A 14,150-nucleotide genomic window follows, 5' to 3' on the forward strand; every position below is an offset into this window, starting at 1 on the left:
AGCGACTACTGCCCCGTACCACAAAGGCCGGCTAACTGTGGCCGGGGTGCGTAGCCTTATCTACTAGGCGTACAAGGAGGACTGCTCGTGTCATGCGAATCACAGTAGTACTTTGGCGTAGCCCATGCAACATGTTTGGCGTTTTGGGGCGGTAGCAGGGGAGACGCTCCGGTTTTTCGCGCATGTTGAGCTCTTCGGGGTGAAGATGTCAGAGTGCTTCGGGCGCGCTTTGGGGCTGTTTTAACGCTGAGCTCTTCCCAACGAAGACCCCAGCGCATTAGGAGCGCGTTAAGAAGCTCTATTCACGCTGAGCTCCTCCCCAAAATAAAGCCTACGCCCCGTACTCGAGCAGGAACTGCGCCTCGGCGACAGCGATGCGCTCGATTTCGGTCGGGTCGACAGATTCGTCGACACCGTGGATGCCGCACATCGGTTCTTCCACGCCGTACAGGGCAATTTCGGCGTCGGGGAAGTGCTCCTGCAGCGTCGTCGTCAGAGGGATCGACCCGCCAGAGCCGACGACAGCCAGCGAGTTCTCGCCGTAGGCCTCCTTGAGGCTTTCACCGAGAAGCGTGATCGCGGGACCGGTGATGTCGGTCGCGAACGGCTCGTTGACCTGGGAGATTTCGACGTTGACCTGAGCGCCCCATGGAGTGTGGGCGAGGATGTGCTCTTCAAGCTTCTCGACAGTCTCCGCAGCGCTCATCCCCGCCGGCACGCGCAGGTTGAACTGCGCGCTGGCGTGAGCGTTGACAGCGTTGAGTGCTTCCGCGACGGGCCGGGAGGTGAACCCGATCATCGTCACGGCGGGGCGAGCCCACACCATGTCGGCGGGCTCGTCGTCAACCGTGCCATAGATTTGTACGCCTTCGAGCACGCCGGCGTCGTGGCGGAAGATGTCGCGGTCGTAGGCGTCGCCTTCCCACTTACCGAAGCAGTCGACGCCGTCGATCGTGGTGCGCCCGTGCTCGTCGAAAAGCGAGCTGGCGATGCGCACCAGCGCGTCCGCAGCATCCGGGGCGGCGCCGCCGAAGCTGCCGGAGTGGATGTCGCCCTCGAGCGTGGTGACGCTGACCTCGACCTGGGCGCCACCGCGCAGCTGGGTGGTCAGGGTCGGGGTGCCGGCCGCGACGTTGCCGGAGTCAGCGATAAGGATGACGTCGGCGGCGAAGAGCTCAGGCGACGTTTCGATGAGGCGCTCGAGCCCGCCGCGGCCGCCGAACTCCTCGGAGCCCTCGATGACGACCTTGAGGTTAGCGCGGGTGCCGCCAGCGGCGTCGAGAAGCCGGATCGCTTCCAGGTGCATCGCGATGTTGCCCTTGCAGTCCGCGGAACCGCGGCCGTACCAGCGGCCGGCGCGCTCGGTCAGCATGAACGGGTCCGAGGTCCAGGCCGCCGGGTCGCCGGCGGGCACGACGTCGTAGTGGCTGTAGAGAAGTACGGTCGGCGCGCCTTCCTCACCTGCGCGGTTAGCGATGATCGTGTCGGCGTTGTCAATCGTGGGGTGGCGCTCGACGCTAAAGCCCAGCTGTTCAAACGCGGTGACGGTCCACGCGCAGGCCGCCTCGTGAGAGTCAGCGAGGGCGGGCACGGAGTGCGGCGAGTTGAACGAGACGAGCGCGGACAAGTCGGCGAAGATGCGGTCGCGATCGGGAGTGGGAAGAGTCATAAAACCGAAAGTACCACCGCGATAGGGCGGCAGATGTCACGGTGAAGGTGTTGGCCGGCACAGTCGACCTGGGGTTTTGCGGCGCGTGGGAGCTCCACCGTGACATTGCGGGGTTCAAGATGTCACGGTCAACCCGACCTGGCCATCGGCAACCTGGGGTTTTGGGTGCTGCGCCCGGTTCACTGTGACATTCCGCCGCCCGAGATGTCACGGTCAACCCGACCTGGTCATCGGCGACCTGCGGTTTTGCACCCCGCCACCGCTTCACCGTGACATTGCACCGCCCGAGATGTCACGGTCAACCCAAAACAACCAGAACCGACCTGGGGTTTTGCACCCTGCCACCGCTTCACCGTGACATTGCACCGCCCAAGATGTCACGGTCAACCCAAAACAACCAGAACCGACGACCCCGAGGCCCCCACACAGAACCCACCCCCGGGACCCACCAGACAATCTTGCACTCGCCGCCCCAGACTGCTAAAAATGGGTCTTAGCACTCGAGCAAGTCAAGTGCTAAAAGTTTTTGAGCGGGTGAGGCTGCCTCACTCACCAGCCGTGCCGTCGCGGGCGCCTGCTCGAATCCGACGTTGAGTGGCGCAACAAACTAATCACTCTCAATGTAAGAGGAGCAGCTAACTCACATGGCAAAAATGATCGCATTTGACGAGGAAGCACGCCGCAGCCTGGAGAACGGGCTGAACACGCTGGCTGATGCCGTCAAGGTCACCCTGGGCCCGAAGGGCCGCAACGTTGTTCTGGAGAAGTCCTGGGGCGCGCCGACCATTACCAACGATGGCGTGACCATCGCGAAGGAGATCGAGCTCGAGGATCCGTACGAGAAGATCGGCGCCGAGCTGGTCAAGGAAGTAGCGAAGAAGACTGATGACGTCGCCGGCGACGGCACCACCACCGCTACCGTTCTTGCTCAGGCTCTGGTGCGCGAGGGTCTGCGCAACGTTGCCGCTGGTTCCAACCCGATGGGCATTAAGCGCGGAATCCAGGCTGCGACCGAGCGCGTTTCCAAGTACCTGCTCGAGTCCGCCAAGGAGGTTGAGACGCAGGAGCAGATCGCGTCCACCGCTGGCATTTCGGCGTCCGACCCGGAAATCGGTGAGAAGATCGCCGAGGCAATGTACGCCGTGGGCAATGGCGCGGTGAACAAGGAGTCCGTCATCACCGTCGAGGAGTCCAACACCTTCGGTGTCGACCTCGAGGTCACCGAGGGCATGCGCTTTGACAAGGGCTTCATCTCCGCCTACTTCGCCACCGACATGGAGCGCGGCGAGGCCGTTCTCGAGGATCCGTACATCCTCCTGGTTTCCGCGAAGATCTCCAACGTCAAGGACCTCCTGCCTGTTCTCGAGCAGGTCATGCAGTCCGGCAAGCCGCTGCTGATCATCGCCGAGGACGTCGAGGGCGAGGCCCTGTCGACGCTGGTGGTCAACAAGATCCGCGGCACCTTCAAGTCCGTTGCGGTCAAGGCCCCGGGCTTTGGTGATCGCCGCAAGGCCATGCTGCAGGACCTGGCCATCCTCACCGGCGGCCAGGTGATCTCCGAGGAGGTCGGCCTCTCGCTGGAAACCGCCGATCTCGCGCTGCTCGGCCAGGCCCGCAAGGTTGTCATCACCAAGGACGAGACCACCATCGTCCAGGGTGCTGGCGAGCAGGCTCAGATCGACGGCCGCGTCAAGCAGATCCGCGCGGAGATCGAGAACTCCGATTCCGACTACGACCGCGAGAAGCTGCAGGAGCGCCTGGCCAAGCTGGCCGGCGGTGTGGCAGTGATCAAGGTCGGCGCCGCCACCGAGGTTGAGCTCAAGGAGCAGAAGCTGCGCATTGAGGACGCTGTGCGCAACGCCAAGGCTGCCGTGGAGGAGGGCATTGTCGCCGGCGGTGGGGTGGCCCTGCTGCAGGCTGCCAAGGAGCTCGAGGGCGACCTCGGTCTCGAAGGTGATGAGGCCACGGGCGTCAAGATCGTCCGCGAGTCCCTGTCTGCGCCGCTGAAGCAGATCGCTTTCAACGCTGGCCTGGAGCCGGGCGTGGTGGCCGACAAGGTTGCGCACCTCGAGCTGGGTCATGGCCTCAACGCTGCGACCGGCGAGTACGTGGACATGATGGCTGCCGGCATCAACGACCCGGCGAAGGTGACCCGTTCTGCTCTGCAGAATGCGGCCTCCATCGCGGGCCTGTTCCTGACCACCGAGGCTGTTGTGGCTGACAAGCCCGAACCGGCTGGCGCGGGCGCTGGCATGGACCCCGAGGCCATGGGCATGATGTAAGAGCGCTTCGCTTATCGACGCTCTATCCAAGGCGCGCACCCTAACGTTTGGGTGCGCGCCTTTGCGCTGTGTGTAGCACTATAGTGTGCGAAAAGGGCGTTCACCGCGTGTCGCAAGCTACCTACAATAGAGGTAGACAACGTTTTTAGCGCCTAGTTCATTCGAAAGAAGAAGGTAGATGTCCGATGACTCAAATTCACGACACCCCCATTCGTCGCGCCCGTCGACGGGGCGTGGACTTGATGGAAACGAATCCGCGCCCATTGAGGACAGCGAAACGAATTCAGGCACACTCGCCCCAAGCGACGATACGCAAGGGCTGGGTCAAGACGTTTCGAGCTCTCGAAGAGAGCATCGGCGACATCGAGATCAAGAAGTCTACGAAGCCGAACTCGTAACAAGACGCGAATTACTTCAAGCTTCGGAATACTGGAGTGCGCCAGCGCCCTCTCCCGAGACGCTCGCCAAGTATCTTGAGATAGATCCGACTCTGGCCGAGCGGGCTTTTTCTATGGCAGAGCAAAGTGTAGCTGCCTCGAATGACGAGATCATTACCCTTGCCCATGGTGATGTCGATGCCCTGCGACGAGGGCAGTGGATGAGCTTCATCATGTTTGTGCTGTCGATTGGGACTGCGTTGGTCGCATTCGCTCTCAGTGAGAGTGCCGCGCTAGCAGGGCTGTTTCTAGCTCCTGCAGTCTTGCAGTTCCTCGGAAAGTTCATCCGGACGGTGAGAATGGGTGAAAAGAACGGGGGCGAATAATGGGATTAGCGTCCTGCGAACCGCTTCGGTTAGCACCCTCCATGCGGCATCGATCGGCCATGTGAGGCCGAGTGTCGCGGCTCAATCTGTGATTACGGAACGAAATCCAATCTCGGTTTTCTAACGGCAGAAAATAGGAGCCTGGCTCTAACGCGAGCATTCAGGAGATAAGATCAACCGGTTGCCGTTGTTCCTCAGCCTTCAGCTGGAAAAGCGTTCGGCCCGCTCAGTGTTCGTGTGTGATACACCGCCGCTGTGCGGCGGCACCGATGGATCAAACGTTCATTCACCAAGAGTGCAAGGGAATTTTGCAGTATTCTTGCGGGGTCTTTTCAGACTGGGGCTTGGCCCTATCCCTTCTTCCGGAGAGGTTTAGAAATGAGCACTTCTGTGATCGCGACGGGTGTCAGCAGCAATCCCGTTCGTAAGCCCTACTTATTCAGCCAGATTTTGGCGTGGGCCGCCTTCGTTCTTGGTCTCCTTTCCGTTGTGGGAGGGATCGGCGCATGGTCGTTTCGCGACTTCCTTACCGGAGTTTTCTTTGGTCTCGCATTACTGATTCCCTCCGTGTGGTGGTTCCACTGCAGCAGAGTCGACGCTGTCAATCAGCGGGACTACGAAGAGACTTTAGCGACGCAAGCCGCGCTCTCTCCTTTGCTGGGCGAGGATGATGCCGAGATAAGGGTTGGTATGGGAATGATTACTCCACCCAACCGAGTCGATCGGCGCTGGCCGCTGGTGGTTGGAGCTGCAGTGACCTCATTCGTCTTGGGTGGCCTGATTTCACCTCCGACCGCCCCCGACGAGGCGAGCGCGACGGCTGAAACGAGCACCCCACCCATGACTGTCAGTTCCACTACTAGCTCGCCGCCAACCACAACACGGAATACTGAAGCAGAGGCTTCGAGCTCTCGGGCGGCTGCGTTGTCTTCTAGCGCGGCGGCGTCTAGCAGTGCATTGGTCGAGAGCATTCGAGCCGAAGAACGAGCGAAGTTGGAACAGGAGATGGCTGAAAGTTCCCGGGCCTCGCCCTTGTCCGAAGCCGAGCAGCAGAACGTCCCACAGGGCTTCGTTGCGCCAGCGCCGGAACCAACACGGGCCCCAGCCCCTGCAGCGGTTCCTGCACCCGCCCAGTCGGCATCCTATGGCAACTGCACGGCAGTATGGAATGCCATCGGCAGCCCGATTTACCAGGGGCAGCCAGGTTACGGCAGCCATCTCGATCGAGATGGTGACGGCGTTGGCTGCGAGAAGGACCCTCGCTAGAGTGGGAAGCTGTACCCCTACCCCACGTGCTGGGCGATCCACTCCACCTGCAAGTCGTAGCTGTTGTTGACCGAGCCGTTGTGGTCGGAGTCCGGCACTTCCCGGTACTCAACGTCGACGCCCTTGCCCTTCCAGGAGGCGATGGTGGCCTTGACGGCCTCCCGGTTGATGGTGGTGTCGCTGTCGCCGGCGAGTACGAGGATCGGCCCCTTGGGCTCCATCAGTTCGAGGCGCTGCTCGTCGAGCAGGTTTTGCATCTTTCTTGTGTCCGCCTTGGAGATGAACAGCTCTCCGCCGGAGACGTCGGTGACGAAGTCAGTGAGCTCGGGGAGTGTGACCTGCTCGGCCTTTTCGACGAGCTCTGCCCCGCGCTCGCTGAGGAAGTCCGAGGCGTGGACACCTTCGAAAGCGTTGAGCGCGCCGGCGATGACGATGGGGAAGAAGCGCACGCCCTTGCCTTTGAGCATCTTGGCCACGTCCACCGGGCGGATGCCCATCAGCCGCAGGTTCTTGTTCACGAGCTCGGTGTCACCGGGGGCGATAGCGACGGTGGCCAACAAGTTGTCTGCGGGGGCGTCGGCGGCGGCAAGCGCAGCGTAGCCGCCTTGGCTAAAGCCCACGTTGACCCAGTTCGCGCCGGGGGAGAACTTTGCGGCGGTTTCCTCCACGAGGCGGTTGATTGCCGACGCCAGCGAGCCGCGGTGCATGTAGGTGCCGCCAACTTCCTCGACACCAAGGCCCTCATAGTCTGGCTGAGTGACGATGTACCCGGCATCCAGCCAGCCTTGCAGGAAGCGTGTCCAGTGCGGGATGTAGCGCTCAATCGGGTCGCCCTCCGCATACAGTGACGGAGCACTCGAGGTGGACAGCCCCGTGGTGCCGTGCGCCCAGCTCACGATCGCGCCGTCCGGGCGTGGGTTAGCTGGGATGGTGACCAACCCGGTCATGGGCACCTCGGCGCGGGCACCCTGGGCTTGGTAGCGAACCCGGTACGTCGTACCGCCGCTCGGGGCTGCGGGCACGTCACCTTCTGGAGCTTTAACCCATTGGGTTTCAGTGGTCATGCGTTAACTCCTCTTTACCGATTTAGCGAAAGCTTTTCGCAGTAAGTTGTGTACTCAAAAACACTTTAGATGGCTTCCGGCGCCAGCGGAGAGGTTGGCCTCGGGCGGCAAGAGGGGGCCGACTCGAGGCGATACCCCTAGATGGGGGTAGATCTGGAGAATGGCGAGGGAAATATGCTGGTTAAAGAACTATCGGGATACCGCCCAAGAATGTCTCGAGATTAACACGTTGTTCAACTGTCGTTAATTTCTACCAGAGTGTATTTCCTGTTCGCCGTTGTCCGGTTGGCTAAGTATTAACCTTCGATGATTCATTTTGATTACAGAACCATCTCGATTGCATGGAAAATCACTTGGAGCCAGGGGTTGACGGGCTTGGAATCTGTGGCAATATGTCTCCTGTGACGCCCTGAAGTGGGGTGTCAAACACCGTCAGACGCCAGGTACCTGGCACCTACTCTACAAGGGGATTTCACATGGATCTCGATATGATCATCACTCACCTCGACAACTTCGTTGACACCTGGAAGGGCTGGGGCAAAGTGCTCGGCGGCCTCAACGATCTCGTCAACTTTGAACTCGGCTCCATCCTCCAGCTGTCCTCCGGCTTCGACGAAGCAAGCTCTGACATCATCACGACCTCTTCCAACGGTGTTGAGCTCAGCAGCGGCCTGATCCAGTTCAACGACATCGAGTCCAACGACTAATCCTCCCCCCACGTCACCTCTTAAGGAGAACATCATGCAGACCCTCGGAACCCTCTCTTCCCTCGTTGACGGCTCCTCCGCCCTCAACCTCGGCTCCTCCCTCGCTGGCATCGCTCTCGACCCGGCCCTCGCTCTGGTCACGTTCATGAAGCCGTTCGTCGACATCGCTGACGGCCTTGCTACCCTCCTCGGCCTGATCGCTTAAGCGACTCGCCCCAAAAAGCCCACAATGCTTCTCCACCCTCCGGGGTGGAGTTTTTTTATGCCTACCTGGGGTCAATCTCGCCCAGCGCACGTGGTGTCGCGGCGCTAAGATGTGCTTCATGGCACAAGACCACAAAGAAGACGACCTGCCAATGATCAACCTCGCCGAAATCGAGGGCTACTGGGTCGACGACTCCGACGACGACGACCCGGTTCTGCTCAAGTCCGACGGCACCCCGATTGAAACGTGGCGCGAAAACTACCCGTACGACGAACGCATGTCGCGCGACGAGTACGAAAAAACCAAGCGCGCCCTGCAGATCGAGCTTCTGAAGTGGCAGAACTGGACCAAGGACACCGGCCAGCGCCACATCATCCTCTTCGAGGGCCGCGACGCCGCCGGCAAGGGCGGCACAATTAAGCGCTTCAATGAGCACCTCAACCCGCGCGGAGCGCGCACGGTCGCGTTGGAGAAGCCGTCGCCACGCGAAAGCACCTCCTGGTACTTCCAGCGCTACATCGAGCACTTCCCGTCGGCAGGCGAGATCGTGTTCTTCGACCGCTCCTGGTACAACCGCTCCGGCGTGGAGCGCGTCATGGGTTTCTGCACTGAGTCGCAACACGCAGAGTTCCTGCGTGAGGTGCCCATGCTGGAGAATATGATCTTGGGCTCCGGCATCTCGCTGACCAAGTTCTGGTTCTCCGTGACGCAAAAGGAGCAGCGCACCCGCTTCGCCATTCGCCAGGTCGACCCCGTGCGCCAGTGGAAATTGTCCCCGATGGACCTGGCCTCGCTGGATAAGTGGGACGACTACACCCGCGCGAAAGAGGAGCAGTTCCGCTACACCGACACCGACGAGTCGCCCTGGATCACGATTAAATCCAACGACAAGAAGCGCGCCCGCCTCAACGCCATGCGCTACATCCTGAGCAAGTTCGAGTACACCAACAAGGACCACGAGGTCGTCGGCGAGCCGGACCCGCAGATTGTCAAACGCGGCCGCGACCAGATCGGCGACTAGCGTGCTGGTTACCTCCTCGGCCCACGGCAGCGTCGTGGTGGTCACCCTCAACCGGGATGAAAAGCGCAACGCCCTGTCCACTGAGTTGATACGCGAGCTCGGCAGCGCGCTCGATGACGCGCAGCACAGCGCCCGCGCCATCGTGCTCACCGGCGCTGGCTCCGTCTTTAGCGCCGGCGCGGACCTGGACGAAAACGAATTTCAGGGCAGCTTCTTCGACGACTTCTTCACAGTCATCCGCGCCCTGCGCACCGCAGCTGCACCCATCATCGCCCACGTCAACGGTCTCGCCATCGGCGCCGGCATGATGCTGACCATGGCGTGCGACATCCGCGTCGCGGCGCAAAGCGCGCGCTTTGTTCTGCCCGTCGGGGACATGGCCATCGGCGTCAACGAATGGGTCGTGCGCACGCTGACAGAACTGCTCGGCGGCTCACGAGCCCGGGCGATGCTGCTGGCAGGCGCTGCGCTGGATGTCGATACCGCCGTCACCAGCGGGTACGCCACCGCCGGTTCCTTCGAGCAGGCGATGGAGCTTGCAGAACTGGTGGCCGGGAAAGCGCCGTTAACCCTGCGCAACGTAAAAGCGGAGTTCGCGCCCGATCTGTTCACCGCAGCCGAGCGCGAAGCCGCGCTGCGTGCACCATTCGAATCGGACGACATCAAAGAGGTGGGCCGCGCCCGCTCAGAGGGGCGACCGGTGCTGTTCAGGGGGCTCTAGCAGGGTTCAGCTGTGTTGCTTTCCTGCTTTGATGGGGACTGCTTGCATGAAGTTTCAAATACTGCCGGCGTAGACGGACTGGCCTTGGCGCCAATGCGCGGGTGGTAGATGGCGGCGTCACAGCAGTGAGTATTTTAACAATGGTCTTACGACAACTTGCCCGATGCGGACGATGGACGAACAATTCTCGGAGATCAACGTGCTGTTCGGTGAGAGCAAACCTTAACCGCCGGCGATTCGGGCGGTCCCGTTTCCCCGGAGGGCAGGGAGGAAGTGTTCGCGGTTTACTCCCTGCACCGCTGACCGTCAGGATCGTGCACGGTTAAGTTGCGCGGGTGCGCCGCACATAACCCAGCCGATGCCATAGGCCACCGTTGCTGGGCCAGATGTCACGGTGAACGGTTAAAGGGCTGCGATTTCCCAGGTCGCGGGGCGGGGTGGGGCGTTGACTGTGATATTTCGGCGGGTGAGATGTCACGGTGAAGTCCCGGCCCCGGACAAAACCCCAGGTGGGCACCGGCCTGAATCCGTTGACTGTGACATTCCACCCGCCGAGATGTCACGGTGAAGCCCCGGCCCCGGGTAAAACTGCAGGTGGGCACCGGCCCGTAACCGTTGACCGTGACATTCCACCCCCGAGATGTCACACCCAACCGCGACGCGACCTACCCCCGCGGCTCGATCGGGTTGCCCTGCCACGCAGTGGACCCGGGCACCTGATCGCCGCGCATCATCAGTGAGCCCGGCCACACGGTTGCGCCGGGCCCAATCACCGCGGCGGGCAGCGCCACGGAGTGTGCGGCGAGCGTCGCGCCGTCGCCGACGGTGACCGTGTCCAGAGACATCACGCGGTCCTGGAACAGGTGGGTTTGCACCACCGTGCCGGGTCCCACGGTCGCGCCCGCGCCCACGACGCACAGATCTGTTTCGGGGAACCAGTAGGAGTCGATCCACGCCCCGCGCCCGACCTTCACTCCGAGGATGCGCAGCGCGACGTTGAGCTCGCCCGTGCCGTAGGCGTGGGTGAAAAACCAGGGTGCGGCGACCATCTCCACGAACTGGTCTTGCAGCTCGTTGAGCCAGACGAACCAGCTGTACAGCGGGTGCTCGCCAGGCCGGTGGCGGCCCACGCAGACCCACTTGACCAGCGCGGTCATCAACACCGCAGCAATACCGACGGCCATGAACGCCAGCCCGCCCAGCGCGTAGGCCCACCACCCGAGCTGCACCAGCGCGAAGTGCACCAGCGCGATGAACGCGGCGGCGAGCACGGCATGTCCCATGGGTGCGAGCAGCCGCAGCGTCTCCACCGCACCGCGCTTGCGCTTCACGCTCGCGGACGGCCTGTACGTCAACGCCTCACCACCCAGCGCCGTGACCTCAACCCTGCGCATCCGCTCGGGCGGGGAGCCCCACCAGTTCGAACCGGATTTGGACTTCTTCGGCGTCGACGACAACACCGCCACGAGGGAGTTCTTGGCCAGCTTGCGGCCCGGTTGGGTGATACCGGAGTTGCCCACGAAGGCACGTTTGCCAATCGTGGTCTCGCCGGTGCGCATCCAGCCGTGGCCGAGCTCGTAGGTGCCCACGAGGGTGTCGTCGGCGAGGAATGCGCCATCCTTGATGGTGGTCAGCTTCGGAATCATCACCGCGGTGGAGACTTCCACGTCGTTGCCGACGGTGGCGCCGAGCAAGCGCAGCCAGGCCGGGGTGAGACCACCTGCGTAGACGGGGAAGAAGCGGGTGCGGGCGTCGTCCAGCAGGCGCGTGATAGTCCACAGTCTCCAGCCCTGCGCGGAGCGCACAGGTGTCACGCCGGGTCGCAGACCCAGCGAGCACAGCCGCACGCCAGCCCAGGTTAAAGTCGCGTACAGCGCGAGGTAGACAAGCGCGCCGACGGGGGCGAACAGCAGCGCACCGACGTACGGGCTGCCGGCGGTGAGCCGGATCAGTCCCACCACGGCGGCCACGCCGGCCAGCGCGGAGGCGACCGGAACGGCGGCTAAGAGCAGCGCGGTTGCCCCGTACAGCCACGCCCAGTAGCGGCGTCGCGGCGGGTGGTAGTCGGGGAAGCGCTGTTTCGAGCGGCCCACCTTGCGGGCGGGGGACCCGGCCCATCGCGCACCCTTCTTCACCGGCTTATCGCCGGTCACGGTGGAGCCGGGTTCGATGTGCGCGCCGGCGTGGATGTCCGCACCGGGCAGTAGGGTGGAGCGGGCCCCGACGCGCGCGTCTTTGCCGATGGTGACGGTCCCAACGCGCAGGATGTCACCGTCGAGCCAGTATCCGCTCAGATCCACCTCGGGCTCGATGGCGGCATTGTCGCCCAGGGTGAGAAGGCCGGTCACGGGCGGCACCGTGTGCAGGTCCACGCCGCGCCCGACCTGCGCCCCGAGCAGCCGCGCGAAGTACGCCACCCACGTCGAGCCCGAGATATTCAGCGCACCGGTTGCCGCGACCCAGCGCTCGGCCGCCCACAGGCGCACATGAACCCGCCCACCGCGCGGGTAGTTGCCGGGTTGTAGCCGCCCGCGGATCGCGCGCGCACCGAGCGCTGCGAGGGGAAGGCGCCCCAGCGGGGTGCACACCACGATGAAGAGGACCGCGAGCGCGACCCAGTTCAGCGACACCCAGCCCAGCGCGGTGGCGATGATCGCCCACCACGTGACAAAGGTCGCGGCGTGCAGTGTCATCACCGGGACCTGGATCAGAGTCTGCGCCACCCGCGTGCCGCGCCCGACCGGGGCGACATCGCGCGTGACCACTTCTGCGGCAACGCCGTGGGCGTCGATGACACCCGCGAGGGCTTCGAGGCGGGGGTGGTCGTAGAGATCGCGCACGGCGATCGTCGGCACGCGCTCACGCAGGCGCGCCACCAGCGAAGCCGCCGCGAGCGAGGAGCCGCCGAGCTCGAAAAAATCCGCGTCGCGCGACTCGGCCGGCAGACCGAGGACGTCGAGCCACACCTCGGCGAGCCACAACTCCGTCGGCGTCATCCCGGTGACCTCCACGGAGGCGGGAAGCGGCCACGGCAGGGCTTTCTTGTCCACCTTGCCGGAGGTGCGAATCGGCAACTCCTCCATGACGTGCAGGCGGGGCACGAGGGCGGCGGGCATGACCTCGGCGAGGCGCTCGCGCAACTCGGCGACGTCAAGGTCCGTGCCCGCCTCAGGGGAGAGGTAGCCGACGAGCACCGTGTCGCCGGCGCCGGTGGTCTGAACCGCCACGGCGGAGTTGTACACCCCGGGCAGCGCGGCGACGTTGGCCTCGACCTCGCCGAGCTCGATGCGGCGTCCGCCGATCTTGACCTGGTCGTCGGCGCGGCCGATAAAGGCCAGACCGTCGTCGGTGAGGCGGACGTTGTCGCCGGTGCGGTAGGCGCGATCCCAGTCGAGGCCGGGCACGGGGGCGTACTTCTCGGCGTCTTTTACCGGGTCGAGGTAGCGCGCCAGGCCGACCCCGCCGATGATCAGCTCCCCGTCGTCGGCGACGTGGAGGTCCCAGCCGTCGAGCGCGAAGCCGATGGTCACGTCCTTGCCGGGTTCCAGGCGCGCGGCGGAGGCGACGACGGTGGCCTCGGTGGGGCCGTAGGTGTTCCACATCTCGCGGTCCGGGGTGGCCAGGCGCTCGACGAGCTCTTGCGAGCATGCCTCGCCGCCGACGATGAGCAGGCGCACGTTGTCGAGGGCTTCGGCGGGCCAGAGCCCGGCGAGCGTGGGCACGGTGGAGACGACGGTGATGTCGCGGCGGATCAGCCAGGGGCCCAAGTCCTGGCCGGAGCGCACGAGCGAGCGCGGCGCCGGCACGAGGCAGGCGCCGTGGCCCCAGGCCAGCCACATCTCCTCGCACGAGGCGTCGAAGGCCACCGAGAGCCCGGCGAGCACACGATCGTCGGGGCCGAGCGGGGCGTCCTGGCAGAACAGTCTCGCCTCGGCGTCGACGAACGCCGCGGCCGAGCGGTGGGTCACCGCCACTCCCTTCGGCGTGCCGGTGGAGCCGGAGGTGAAGATGATCCAGCAGTCGTCGTCAAGGTGTGGCAGGTCGGTATCGCCCGGGCGCGCCGGGGCGAGGACGCGGAAGCCCTCGTCGCTGAACAGCCCGCTGATGCCCGCCTCTCCGAAGACCAGTTCGGCGCGCTCCTCGGGGTCGTCGGCGTCGACCGGCACGTAGGCGCAGCCCGCCCACATGGTGGCCAAGATGGCGATGTAGAGCTGCCTGCTTCCCGACGCCATCCGCACGCCAATCCGATCCCCGCGGCGGATCCCGCTGCGGTGCAGCTCCGCAGCCAGGTCGCTGACCTGGTCAATGAGCTCGGCATAGGTCAGCACGTCACCGGAGCCGTCGTCGATGGCGGCGGCGTCCGGGTGGGTTTCGGCGGTGGCGGTGAGGACGTCGATAAGCGTGCGTGGGGCGGGGGCAAGCTGGGCGCGCAGTAGCGAACTCAAGCGGGCC

General features: G+C 63.9%; 10 protein-coding genes. 7 read left to right on the forward strand and 3 right to left on the reverse strand.

The features are described 5' to 3' along the window. Window positions 1-331: 331 nt before the first annotated feature. Entirely contained in the window at window positions 332-1,669 is a 1,338-nt protein-coding gene (locus tag E3227_RS05410) for a M20/M25/M40 family metallo-hydrolase (RefSeq protein ID WP_144317809.1), read from the reverse strand. A gap of 644 nt (window positions 1,670-2,313) precedes the next feature. On the opposite strand from E3227_RS05410, the gene groL reads away from it, so the two are divergent. The 3 genes from groL (at window position 2,314) to E3227_RS11710 (ending at window position 5,980) form a co-directional block, all read left to right on the forward strand. Then, window positions 2,314-3,951, forward strand: coding sequence for a chaperonin GroEL (groL, locus tag E3227_RS05415; RefSeq protein WP_144317810.1), 1,638 nt, complete (start codon window positions 2,314-2,316; stop codon window positions 3,949-3,951). Between the two features lie 178 nt (window positions 3,952-4,129). Further along, the gene (locus E3227_RS05420) at window positions 4,130-4,714 is read left to right on the forward strand and encodes a DUF2335 domain-containing protein (protein WP_144317811.1); all 585 of its coding nucleotides are present in this window, start codon (window positions 4,130-4,132) and stop codon (window positions 4,712-4,714) included. 378 nt (window positions 4,715-5,092) lie between these two features. Then, on the forward strand, window positions 5,093-5,980 hold the full coding sequence (locus E3227_RS11710; protein ID WP_246062814.1) for an excalibur calcium-binding domain-containing protein: 888 nt from the start codon (window positions 5,093-5,095) through the stop codon (window positions 5,978-5,980). A gap of 17 nt (window positions 5,981-5,997) precedes the next feature. On the opposite strand, the gene E3227_RS05430 is transcribed toward E3227_RS11710, so the two are convergent. Further along, entirely contained in the window at window positions 5,998-7,044 is a 1,047-nt protein-coding gene (locus tag E3227_RS05430; protein WP_144317812.1) for an alpha/beta hydrolase family protein, read from the reverse strand. 476 nt (window positions 7,045-7,520) lie between these two features. On the opposite strand from E3227_RS05430, the gene E3227_RS05435 reads away from it, so the two are divergent. The 4 genes from E3227_RS05435 (at window position 7,521) to E3227_RS05445 (ending at window position 9,698) form a co-directional block, all read left to right on the forward strand. Further along, entirely contained in the window at window positions 7,521-7,751 is a 231-nt protein-coding gene (locus E3227_RS05435) for a hypothetical protein (protein WP_144317813.1), read from the forward strand. A 34-nt stretch (window positions 7,752-7,785) separates the two neighbouring features. Next, window positions 7,786-7,956, forward strand: coding sequence for a hypothetical protein (locus tag E3227_RS11455; protein ID WP_153257536.1), 171 nt, complete (start codon window positions 7,786-7,788; stop codon window positions 7,954-7,956). A gap of 118 nt (window positions 7,957-8,074) precedes the next feature. Beyond that, window positions 8,075-8,977 (forward strand): polyphosphate kinase 2, encoded by a 903-nt coding sequence (gene ppk2, locus E3227_RS05440; protein WP_170228635.1) that lies wholly within the window; start codon window positions 8,075-8,077, stop codon window positions 8,975-8,977. A 1-nt stretch (window position 8,978) separates the two neighbouring features. Then, on the forward strand, window positions 8,979-9,698 hold the full coding sequence (locus tag E3227_RS05445; protein WP_246062818.1) for an enoyl-CoA hydratase-related protein: 720 nt from the start codon (window positions 8,979-8,981) through the stop codon (window positions 9,696-9,698). A 665-nt stretch (window positions 9,699-10,363) separates the two neighbouring features. Here E3227_RS05445 and E3227_RS05450 read toward each other — a convergent pair. Further along, window positions 10,364-14,143, reverse strand: coding sequence for a Pls/PosA family non-ribosomal peptide synthetase (locus E3227_RS05450; RefSeq protein WP_144317815.1), 3,780 nt, complete (start codon window positions 14,141-14,143; stop codon window positions 10,364-10,366). Window positions 14,144-14,150: the final 7 nt, after the last annotated feature.

The organism is Corynebacterium sanguinis, from assembly GCF_007641235.1.
GTDB classification, from domain to species: domain Bacteria; phylum Actinomycetota; class Actinomycetes; order Mycobacteriales; family Mycobacteriaceae; genus Corynebacterium; species Corynebacterium sanguinis.

What these genes read in the sequence shown, in the direction of transcription:
- E3227_RS05410 (WP_144317809.1), bottom strand. Translation starts at nt 1,669, where the DNA reads ATGACTCTTCCCACTCCCGATCGCGACCGCATCTTCGCCGACTTGTCC.
- groL (WP_144317810.1), top strand. Translation starts at nt 2,314, where the DNA reads ATGGCAAAAATGATCGCATTTGACGAGGAAGCACGCCGCAGCCTGGAG.
- E3227_RS05420 (WP_144317811.1), top strand. Translation starts at nt 4,130, where the DNA reads ATGTCCGATGACTCAAATTCACGACACCCCCATTCGTCGCGCCCGTCG.
- E3227_RS11710 (WP_246062814.1), top strand. Translation starts at nt 5,093, where the DNA reads ATGAGCACTTCTGTGATCGCGACGGGTGTCAGCAGCAATCCCGTTCGT.
- E3227_RS05430 (WP_144317812.1), bottom strand. Translation starts at nt 7,044, where the DNA reads ATGACCACTGAAACCCAATGGGTTAAAGCTCCAGAAGGTGACGTGCCC.
- E3227_RS05435 (WP_144317813.1), top strand. Translation starts at nt 7,521, where the DNA reads ATGGATCTCGATATGATCATCACTCACCTCGACAACTTCGTTGACACC.
- E3227_RS11455 (WP_153257536.1), top strand. Translation starts at nt 7,786, where the DNA reads ATGCAGACCCTCGGAACCCTCTCTTCCCTCGTTGACGGCTCCTCCGCC.
- ppk2 (WP_170228635.1), top strand. Translation starts at nt 8,075, where the DNA reads ATGGCACAAGACCACAAAGAAGACGACCTGCCAATGATCAACCTCGCC.